The organism is Novosphingobium sp. ST904, from assembly GCF_001298105.1.
GTDB lineage: Bacteria > Pseudomonadota > Alphaproteobacteria > Sphingomonadales > Sphingomonadaceae > Novosphingobium.
This window is the reverse complement of sequence record NZ_LGJH01000074.1, coordinates 1-8081: the sequence shown is the minus strand read 5'-3', so window position 1 is coordinate 8081 and position 8081 is coordinate 1. Positions and strand designations below refer to the sequence as shown.

Genomic DNA, 8081 nt, shown 5'->3' with positions numbered 1-8081 from the left:
CCCGCTCGCGGACTTCAGGTGAAAATTTGTTGGTTGTCTTGCTCATAACGGATGCTCCTTCTCACAAGTTGGAGCCTCCTGGAAACCCGGGGCGCTTCACATTGATTGAAACGTCGGTGTGCCCGCATCGCGCAGCAGCAGCCAAAATACTGTCGTGGCGCCACTTCGGTATCTTCAGCGCCGTGTCCCAGCTTTTCACTGTGGACGACGGAACGCCTATTTTTTCCGCCATGGGCCGGATGCCGCCGAACTTGTCGAACACGCTTTTCAAGGAGCAAGCCTTTGCTGACGTGCGCTGATCGCACCATTAACGCACTTGATGTGCGTCAATCGCACGTGCGTTGTCAAGGCGATTTCCGCACAACCGCGCGGATGACCACGGACGCGATTCTCGAAGCACTGCGGCGATTGGGCGTGCCCCACGACCGCATAGCGCAGGCCCTGAACCGCGACCGCACAGCAGCGACCAAAATGATGTCAGGACGACGCTCCGTTAAGCTCGCCGAGATCCCGGCGTTAGAAGCGTTGATCGCAGAATTTGAGGTCGAGCGGGGTGAGACAGGCGATGTTACGCCCCCTGAAAGCAACTATATGTTGGTCGAGGTGTTGCCCTCGTTTGCAGGCATGGGGGGCGGCGGTTCTGGAGAGGGCGATAAGCAGGAGGCCCTCATACCGCGATCTCTGATCGAGGATGAACTTAAAGCGCGCCCGACCGATCTCATTCTCATTGAGGCGCGCGGTGAAAGTATGGCGCCCGATTTTCTTCACGGTGACCAAATATTGATCGATAAGCGTGATCGCAATCCTGTTCAGCCGGGTGCATTTGCTCTGTGGGACGGTGACGGTTATGTTGTGAAGCTGATAGAAAGAGTGCCTCAGAAGCGCGGATTTTATAGGATTTTTTCGGTAAACAACCGCTTTTCTGCTTACGAAGTTTCTGAAGATCAGGTCCGTATAATGGGGAGGCCGGTTTGGTTCGGAAGGCGGCTTTAGCTATTTGGTGCATTGCAGCGCTTTCGAGCTGCCAGCAGAGGCCGGAGGACGTCTTGATCGACGAAGCGCACGCTGCTGTGCTCCGTGCGCTGAAAGACCCGGATTCCGCCAAGTTTGAAGACCGGTTGACCCATGCATTTCCGAAAAGAGGGTTGGTTTGCGGCGGCCAAGTCAATTCCAAAAACTCATTCGGGGGTTATACCGGCTCGCAGGCTTACTATTACAAGCAGGGAGAGGGCGCGTTTTTGGATGAGGATAGTGCTGCAATTCCCGTCATTGAAGCGTGCACAGCAGCCCTCAGTGAAAGTGCGGCGGCTGTCCGGGCTGAAGCTGAGCGATTGAGCGGTAAAAGCTAATCGCAGCACAAATCGCACTAAATGTGCGATTTATAATTGACGATGGTGCGATAGTCGCACATAACGGTCTTGCCAGGGCGCACCGCCCAATGGAGACCGTCGATGCCCATTGCATCCCCCATCACGATTACCCGAGACTGCCCGCGCGGCACCGAGCAGGTAACGCTCGTTGACCTGCGCGCCGTCGAGGCACTGATCGGGACGTTCACCTCAGCGCTGGATGCGCCGCCGCACCTGCAGCCCACAGCGATCAATTACGCTCGTGCGCTGGCCGAACTGCGGCTGCTCGAGTGGGGCGCTGCGGCATGATCCGGCTGCACCTCATCACCGGCCCGGTGGTCACCTTCACAAACTTCATCGATCTGATCGACTACGTGGTCGATCGCATGGTTGCGCGAGGTGAGCTGTGATCCGCGCGCATCTGGCTTTCGTGGCCATCATCGCCGCGACACTCGCCATCGGCACCGGCCTGCTATATGCGCTGGACGACGGCTCCCGGCTCATCACGGAGAACGCTGCCGCGCGCGCCTTCATCCTGTCGGACGCGTTCTGGCCCGCCGTGATCGGTTTCACGCTGGTGATGCTCGCCCTGCTGCTGGGCATCACCTCGTCCTACCATTTCCATCCCGACCGCCTGTCGGGTCGCACCGAGCCGGAGCGCGGCAAATGACCGCGCCCGGCTCACCCCTCTCCCAAAGCACCGGCCGGAGCAGCATGCCCCCCGCCGCCCCGGAACTCTCCCCCCTCTCGCCCGCGGCCTCCGGTGCTGCCGCGGGCAACCTCCACCTGACACCCGAGCAGGAGGAGGCGGTTGCCGCCTACCTCGCGCGCGTCTGGCGCGGCGCCACGGGCCTCTCTGAGGTCCCGCCGCCCGAAATGCTCAGCACCCTGGTGGACGTGACGATGCGCAAGGCGCGCGACGTCGCCGCCAGCCGGACGGGCTGAGCCGAGATCGCAGGGAATGCGTCACGGAAAGGAAGACTTTGGTCCCCCGCATTCCCTCCCCAGCCGCAATCCTGCGGACTTTCAGGACGCGCCGAGGGCCGCGTGGGGATGCCCTCCCAGTTTCCAGCTTCGAAAGGACCGCCTCGTGCGCCTGACTTACGCCTCTCTCCCCGACATGCAGGCATGGGCCGCTTCCATCATGGAGCGCGCGCCCGACTTCGTGATCGGTGACGACTACCTGCGCCGCTGGTGGGTCATCCCCCGCAACGAGCAGGTGAACGTCTACCTCCACGACATCCGCAAGTCCGACGACGATCGGGCGATGCACGATCACCCGTGGTCGAACACGTCTTTCCTCCTGTTCGGCAGCTACATCGAGCACACGCCCGAAGGCACGTTCACCCGCCGGGCCGGCGACGTCGTGGAGCGCCCGGCGCACGCGCTGCACCGCCTCGAGGTGATCCCCGGCGAGCGGGCGATCTCGCTCTTCATCACTGGTCCGAAGGTCCGGGAGTGGGGCTTCGATTGCGGCCACGGCTGGGTGCACTGGCAGGACTTCACCAGCGCGGACGATTCCAGCCGTACCGGGCGCGGATGCGGTGAGCATGGGGACCTGTCGCCGGTTACCGGCGTCGGCCAGACGCGCGTGGTACTGGCAGCATGAAGCCGCTTTCCATCCACGACGTCCAGACGGAGGGCGTGGAGCTGACCTTGCAGTCGCTCCGCGCGTACTGGTCCGACCACGATCATTTCGCGGTGGCCTGGTCGGGCGGGAAAGACAGCACCGCGCTGCTGACCGTTCTGATCCACCTCATCGACGCCGGACTTCTGCCCCAGCCGGAATGCCTGTGGGTGTTCTATGCAGACACCCGCCAAGAGCTGCCGCCCATCCAGTTGGCCGCCGACCAGATCATGGCGAAGCTGCGCCTTCGAAATTGGATACGCGTCGTCACCGTGCGCGCGCCACTCGACAAGCGCTTCATGGTCTACATCCTCGGCCGGGGCGTGCCCCCGCCAAACAACAACACCCTCCGCTGGTGTACCCGCCAGATCAAGGTGGAGCCGATGGCCGCGGCGCTGGAAAAGGCGCTGCTGGACGTGCCGGGCAAGGCTCTGATGCTGACCGGCGTGCGCCAGGGCGAAAGCGCGATCCGCGACGGCCGTATTGCTATGTCCTGTTCGAAGGACGGCGCGGAATGCGGGCAGGGCTGGTATCAGCAGGTGCTTCCGGACGCGAAGGGCATCAAGGGCCGGCTGGCCACGTTGGCGCCGCTTCTGCACTGGCGCGTGTGTTGGATCTGGGATTGGCTCAAGGTCTACGCACCGATGCCCGAGTTCGGCGGATGGCCGACGCAGATCCTTGCCGACGCCTATGGCGGCGATGACGCGAAGGAAATCAACGCTCGCACCGGTTGCATCGGTTGCCCCTTGGCGCAGCGCGACACCGCCCTCGAGACGATCGTGGCGATGCCTGCCTGGGCCCACCTTACACCGCTGCTTGATCTCAAGCCGCTGTACCGCTGGATGCGCGAACCGAAGCAGCGCCTTCGCAAGGCGGGAGCGGAGCGGCTCAAGAGCGGCGCGATCGCGAAGAACCCCCAGCGCATGGGCCCTCTGACCCTTGAAGCCAGGTCCGAGGCGTTGGAACGCGTTATCGACATTCAGTCACGCGCCCGCGTCGACCTCATAAATGCCGAGGAAGAAGCGCGGATCCGTGCACTGATCGCTGCTGGCACCTATCCGGATAAATGGACTGGAGACGAGCCGCGCGCTGATCGCTGGCTGGATGCCGTCTATGGCGACGGCACCGAACAGCCGATCCTTTTTCGGGAGCTGGTTGGATCATGACCGCCCGCGTAATCCACGGCGATTGCACCGTGATCCTTCGCCAGCTTTTTCTTGCTGGTTTGCGGGTGGACGCTGTCTGCACTGATGCGCCCTATCACCTCGCGAGCATCGTAGCCCGCTTGGGCCAGCCGGACAGCTCGCCGATCCAATCGGGCACCACCGGCGTCTATGCCCGGTCCTCGCAAGGGTTCATGGGCCAGCAGTGGGACGGCGGCGATGTGGCTTTCCGCCCTGAGACGTGGCGCCGCGTGTTCGAAGTGATGAAGCCGGGCGCCTACCTCGTCGCGTTCGCCGCGACCAAGGGCTATCACCGGATGGCGTGCGCGATCGAGGATGCCGGGTTCGAGATCCGCGACATGCTCTCGTGGCTCTACGGCACCGGCTTCCCCAAGTCGCACAACCTCGACGGCGAGCACGAGGGCAAGGGCACGGCGCTGAAACCAGCCGTCGAGCCGATCGTGTTCGCGCAGAAGCCGATCAGCGAGGGCAGCGTGGCGGCGAACACCGCGCGCTGGGGCGTGGGCGCGATCAACATCGATGCCTGCCGGATTCCGACGGACGAAGAGCTGAAGGCTGGCGCGGGTAAGCTCTGGTCCCACTATCGGACGGGCTCGGAGCCGATCCATCAGGAACCGGAGGCCGGTAAGCCGGGCCGGTGGCCTGCCAACCTGCTGCACGATGGCAGCGAGGAAGTGCTTGAGGCCTTCGCCGCCTACGGCGAGCGCGGAGCCCTGGCGCCGGTGGGCGAGCGGGCGGCCGACAAGTGCCGCAACGTCTACAACGGATCGTTCAAGGGCAACGGCGACAACGGCGCGTCCTTCCAAGGCGATTCCGGTACGGCGGCGCGGTTCTTCTATTCGTCGAAAGCCACCCAGGGCGAGCGCATCTTCGAATGCCGCGAGTGCGGGGCGCACACGATCGGCAAGCCGAGCTGCGGCCATACCGACTTGCGCACGCACCCGACCGTCAAGCCGATCTCGCTGATGGAATGGCTGGTCAAGCTGGTGTGCCCAGCCGGCGGCCTGGTGCTCGACCCATTCGCGGGCACCGGCACCACGGCAGCGGCCGCTCGCGCGTCGGGCATGCAATCACTCTCGATCGAGGCGGACGAGAACCACGTCCGCGACATCGCGGTTCGGCTCGGGCTGGACCTCTCCCAGATCACCATCGCCGAGGTTGCCGCACTGCCGGTCGATAACGGCTCTCAGATGGACATGTTCGCATGATCGACACCCCCCACGAGTGCTTCACTGCCAGCAGCAGCGCCTACATGCGCAACCTGACCGCCGACGATCGCCGGGAAGAATGCATCGCCATCCATTACCAGGCGGCGCCTGAGGATCTCGGCGACGGCCGTAGTTCAGTGAGCCTGCGCGCGCCGGTGCTGATCGTCTCGCTCTGGATGTCGGAGCAGAAGGCGATCGCCGACAAGGTCGCTCGCATCCTCAATGCGCACTGGGACGATCCGGCGTTCGCCGACCAGCCGGAAGGAGCTGCTGCATGACGCAGGTCAACCGCTATCTTGAAAACATGGCGATGGATCACATTGACCACGCCCTTGGTCGCCCGGTCGATCCCCGCGCGGAAACCTACCGCAATTACTTCTACGTGATCGGCGACACCGATCTGCGGCGCGATATGGCGTCTTCCCCATACTGGGAGGGCGACGGGAAAGGCGGCGAAGGCGAGTATTTCTTCGTGACGGCTGAGGGCCGGGCGGCACTGGCGGCGCACCTCAAGGCCATAGGCGACAAGCACCGGCGCTGGATCGTTTCGTATGCGGGCTACCAGATGGAGGTCATCGCCACCACGCGGGGGAGGGCGCGCTATTCCAAGTGGCTCGACCTCAGCGACGTAAACGACAGCCTGACGTTCGGCGAATTCCAACGCAACAGCACGGTGAGGGCAGCATGAAAGTCGATCGTTCAAGCCGCGCCGATGTCCGCAACCCAGTGGTGGCCCTCGCGTCGGCGGAAGCGCTTCGGCAGCTCGATCGAGCCGCCCGTGAAGCACTCCGCCTAGTCCTCGTAGACCTTGCCGCCGACGCACGGCTGAGGGCCGAGAAGTGCTGGCGGACCCATAAGGCACCGATGGCCGTCTATTGGAAGTGCGTTGCGGTTTATGCGGGGCACACTGCCCGGTTTCTCCGGAGGGGCGCATGAACAGCCAGCCGCTCGACATGTGGGTCATCTACGACCGGCCCAGCGACTTCCCCCAGGGCTTCATCGCCCGCCGTTGGGAGGTGCTTCGCGAGGAGCGCGCGACCGACGACGTGCTGACCTCCGACAACCTGGAGCAGCTGCGCTTCACGATCCAGCGGGAGAAATTCTGCTCGGTCGTCTTGCCGCGCTTCGAGAATGACGATCCGAAGATCGTCGAGGTGTGGATGTGATGGCGCGGAACCGCACCGAACGCGTCGTTAAGGCGCTGGGCAGCCGTATCGCCGAGCAGGGCGATATGCATATCCGCGTCTCCCGACACACCATGAAGGTCCTGCTGCGCGCCCTTGGAATGGGCGAGTGGGACGAGGGCTGCGACGACTTCCGCGAAGTCGATGCACTGGCCCTCGATATGCTTCGCCATCTTGTCGAAAGGAAACTGTGATGACGGCCAACCGACGCCGCGAAAGCCTGCTGCGCCTTGCAGAGGTCACGGGCCGCACCGGCCTGTCGCGCACCACCATCTACAACCGCATGAAGCTGGGGACCTTCCCGGCCGCCTTGCGCATCAGCGCCGGGCTGATCGCCTGGTACGAGAGCGATATCGATGCGTGGGTGGAAGATCCCATGGGCTGGCGCGCGCCGGCTATCGCGGCCTGAGGCGCTGGCGATGACCGAACGCACCACGTTTCTCCGCCTAGCCGCCGTCAAGGCCCGCACGGGCTTGGGCCGCAGCACCATCTACCGCCGGATGGAGGCGGGCACCTTCCCTGCCTCCGTCCCCATCAGCGCGGGACTGATCGGCTGGCACGAGGCCGATATCGACCGCTGGGTCGCCGATCCGATGGGATGGCGAGCCGATCGGTGTGATGCCCACCACACCAAGGGGGAATGAACATGAGTGAGAACGTAGACTCGCGCACCCAAGCCGTGGCCGAATACATCGCGGGCATGGTTGGAGAGCCTTATGGGGCCTGGCAGCACTACACCGCCGAGGCAGGGAACATTCTTGGCCGCCTCGACGCTCTGAGCCCTGCCCGTGAGGAAGTGAGCGGGGAGGAAGTCAAGAGGGTGGCGAGAGCGATTGCCGGGATCACTGCGCAGCGCGGCATCTTCGGCTCTGATCGGGAAAAGCGCATCGCTGAATGGGTGAGCCTGCATTGGTCGTATGACAGGGAAACCGCCCGCGCCGCCATCGCAGCCATGAACCCCAAGCCCGCCGAAGCTGCGAGCGGGGCGGGGGAATGGCAGGATATCGCCAGCGCGCCCAAGGATGGCTGGGGAGCGCCTATCCTCACGTGCCGCATGGGCGAACTCTTGTACAGCTTCGGCCACCAGTCTGTTGGCGGATATGCCGAGCCCCCTGAGGCGGCTTACTGGAATGAGCACGGCAACTGCTGGACGCCTTGTCAGCGACCGCATGACGGATGGGATCCCACCCATTGGATGCCGATGCTCACCCCGCCCGCTCTACCCGATGGAGTCGCGCAATGAAGAAGGGCTTTTTTTCCGGCGTTTTGGCGACCTACCTGTTCATCGCCTTGGTTGGCGGCCTTGCGATGAAAACGGTTCTGCCTGCTCTCAACCCGCTCGGCGTCGCTTACGTCGGTTTGACGTGGCCCGTAGCTATGACGTGCGTCGCCCTAGACAACCGTTGCAGCGCCATTCCGCCCAGCCAGTACGTACGCATCCGCTAGCTGACGCGGAGCTGCAGGAAGTCAGGCAGCGATTTCCTGTGTGAGCTGCTGCTGAGCGGTCTTCCAGTGCCAAGGGAGGAGTT

Annotated in this window: 17 protein-coding genes; 16 read left to right on the top strand and 1 reads right to left on the bottom strand. The window is 63.8% G+C overall.

Annotated elements, in window-relative coordinates:
• Positions 1–61: 61 nt before the first annotated feature.
• Positions 62–232, bottom strand: coding sequence for a hypothetical protein (locus ADT71_RS35315; protein WP_369818140.1), 171 nt, complete (start codon positions 230–232; stop codon positions 62–64).
• 140 nt (positions 233–372) lie between these two features.
• Here ADT71_RS35315 and ADT71_RS01115 point away from each other — a divergent pair, with 140 nt between their 5' ends.
• The 16 genes from ADT71_RS01115 (at position 373) to ADT71_RS01035 (ending at position 7998) form a co-directional block, all read left to right on the top strand.
• Positions 373–993 (top strand): S24 family peptidase, encoded by a 621-nt coding sequence (locus ADT71_RS01115; protein WP_054434351.1) that lies wholly within the window; start codon positions 373–375, stop codon positions 991–993.
• A 53-nt stretch (positions 994–1046) separates the two neighbouring features.
• Entirely contained in the window at positions 1047–1349 is a 303-nt protein-coding gene (locus tag ADT71_RS01110) for a hypothetical protein (RefSeq protein WP_132470439.1), read from the top strand.
• 102 nt (positions 1350–1451) lie between these two features.
• Positions 1452–1658 carry a hypothetical protein gene (locus ADT71_RS01105; protein WP_054434347.1) on the top strand — a complete coding sequence of 69 codons (207 nt, stop codon included), beginning with the start codon at positions 1452–1454 and terminating at the stop codon, positions 1656–1658.
• Between the two features lie 97 nt (positions 1659–1755).
• A complete protein-coding gene (locus ADT71_RS01100) occupies positions 1756–2019 on the top strand; it encodes a hypothetical protein (protein WP_054434345.1) in 264 nt (87 codons plus the stop codon).
• On the top strand, positions 2016–2294 hold the full coding sequence (locus ADT71_RS01095) for a hypothetical protein (protein WP_231635467.1): 279 nt from the start codon (positions 2016–2018) through the stop codon (positions 2292–2294). The genes ADT71_RS01100 and ADT71_RS01095 overlap by 4 nt, the downstream gene beginning before the upstream one ends.
• 145 nt (positions 2295–2439) lie before the next feature.
• Positions 2440–2958, top strand: coding sequence for a hypothetical protein (locus tag ADT71_RS01090; RefSeq protein ID WP_054434339.1), 519 nt, complete (start codon positions 2440–2442; stop codon positions 2956–2958).
• The gene (locus ADT71_RS01085) at positions 2955–4142 is read left to right on the top strand and encodes a phosphoadenosine phosphosulfate reductase family protein (protein WP_054434337.1); all 1188 of its coding nucleotides are present in this window, start codon (positions 2955–2957) and stop codon (positions 4140–4142) included. Before ADT71_RS01090 ends, ADT71_RS01085 begins: the two co-directional genes overlap by 4 nt.
• Entirely contained in the window at positions 4139–5368 is a 1230-nt protein-coding gene (locus tag ADT71_RS01080) for a DNA methyltransferase (protein WP_054434335.1), read from the top strand. Before ADT71_RS01085 ends, ADT71_RS01080 begins: the two co-directional genes overlap by 4 nt.
• Positions 5365–5646, top strand: a complete 282-nt coding sequence (locus ADT71_RS01075) for a hypothetical protein (RefSeq protein ID WP_054434333.1) — start codon at positions 5365–5367, stop codon at positions 5644–5646. Before ADT71_RS01080 ends, ADT71_RS01075 begins: the two co-directional genes overlap by 4 nt.
• A complete protein-coding gene (locus ADT71_RS01070) occupies positions 5643–6056 on the top strand; it encodes a hypothetical protein (RefSeq protein WP_054434331.1) in 414 nt (137 codons plus the stop codon). The genes ADT71_RS01075 and ADT71_RS01070 overlap by 4 nt, the downstream gene beginning before the upstream one ends.
• Before the next feature lie 244 nt (positions 6057–6300).
• Positions 6301–6534: a hypothetical protein gene (locus tag ADT71_RS01060; protein WP_054434327.1), complete on the top strand. Its 234-nt coding sequence runs from the start codon at positions 6301–6303 to the stop codon at positions 6532–6534.
• A complete protein-coding gene (locus ADT71_RS01055; RefSeq protein ID WP_054434325.1) occupies positions 6534–6746 on the top strand; it encodes a hypothetical protein in 213 nt (70 codons plus the stop codon). The genes ADT71_RS01060 and ADT71_RS01055 overlap by 1 nt, the downstream gene beginning before the upstream one ends.
• Complete coding sequence (locus tag ADT71_RS01050; RefSeq protein WP_054434323.1) at positions 6746–6961, top strand: AlpA family transcriptional regulator; 216 nt, start codon at positions 6746–6748, stop codon at positions 6959–6961. Before ADT71_RS01055 ends, ADT71_RS01050 begins: the two co-directional genes overlap by 1 nt.
• Before the next feature lie 10 nt (positions 6962–6971).
• A complete protein-coding gene (locus ADT71_RS01045; RefSeq protein ID WP_054434321.1) occupies positions 6972–7196 on the top strand; it encodes an AlpA family transcriptional regulator in 225 nt (74 codons plus the stop codon).
• Positions 7197–7198: 2 nt separating this feature from the next.
• A complete protein-coding gene (locus ADT71_RS01040) occupies positions 7199–7795 on the top strand; it encodes a hypothetical protein (protein ID WP_054434319.1) in 597 nt (198 codons plus the stop codon).
• A complete protein-coding gene (locus tag ADT71_RS01035) occupies positions 7792–7998 on the top strand; it encodes a hypothetical protein (protein WP_054434316.1) in 207 nt (68 codons plus the stop codon). Before ADT71_RS01040 ends, ADT71_RS01035 begins: the two co-directional genes overlap by 4 nt.
• Positions 7999–8081 lie beyond the last annotated feature (83 nt).

Excerpts from the sequence above, each read along its gene's own strand:
- ADT71_RS01080 (WP_054434335.1), top strand. The coding sequence starts at position 4,139 with ATGACCGCCCGCGTAATCCACGGCGATTGCACCGTGATCCTTCGCCAG.
- ADT71_RS01050 (WP_054434323.1), top strand. The coding sequence starts at position 6,746 with ATGACGGCCAACCGACGCCGCGAAAGCCTGCTGCGCCTTGCAGAGGTC.
- ADT71_RS01040 (WP_054434319.1), top strand. The coding sequence starts at position 7,199 with ATGAGTGAGAACGTAGACTCGCGCACCCAAGCCGTGGCCGAATACATC.
- ADT71_RS01070 (WP_054434331.1), top strand. The coding sequence starts at position 5,643 with ATGACGCAGGTCAACCGCTATCTTGAAAACATGGCGATGGATCACATT.
- ADT71_RS01055 (WP_054434325.1), top strand. The coding sequence starts at position 6,534 with ATGGCGCGGAACCGCACCGAACGCGTCGTTAAGGCGCTGGGCAGCCGT.
- ADT71_RS01105 (WP_054434347.1), top strand. The coding sequence starts at position 1,452 with ATGCCCATTGCATCCCCCATCACGATTACCCGAGACTGCCCGCGCGGC.
- ADT71_RS01085 (WP_054434337.1), top strand. The coding sequence starts at position 2,955 with ATGAAGCCGCTTTCCATCCACGACGTCCAGACGGAGGGCGTGGAGCTG.
- ADT71_RS01045 (WP_054434321.1), top strand. The coding sequence starts at position 6,972 with ATGACCGAACGCACCACGTTTCTCCGCCTAGCCGCCGTCAAGGCCCGC.
- ADT71_RS01075 (WP_054434333.1), top strand. The coding sequence starts at position 5,365 with ATGATCGACACCCCCCACGAGTGCTTCACTGCCAGCAGCAGCGCCTAC.
- ADT71_RS01035 (WP_054434316.1), top strand. The coding sequence starts at position 7,792 with ATGAAGAAGGGCTTTTTTTCCGGCGTTTTGGCGACCTACCTGTTCATC.
- ADT71_RS01060 (WP_054434327.1), top strand. The coding sequence starts at position 6,301 with ATGAACAGCCAGCCGCTCGACATGTGGGTCATCTACGACCGGCCCAGC.
- ADT71_RS01095 (WP_231635467.1), top strand. The coding sequence starts at position 2,016 with ATGACCGCGCCCGGCTCACCCCTCTCCCAAAGCACCGGCCGGAGCAGC.
- ADT71_RS35315 (WP_369818140.1), bottom strand. The coding sequence starts at position 232 with ATGGCGGAAAAAATAGGCGTTCCGTCGTCCACAGTGAAAAGCTGGGAC.
- ADT71_RS01115 (WP_054434351.1), top strand. The coding sequence starts at position 373 with ATGACCACGGACGCGATTCTCGAAGCACTGCGGCGATTGGGCGTGCCC.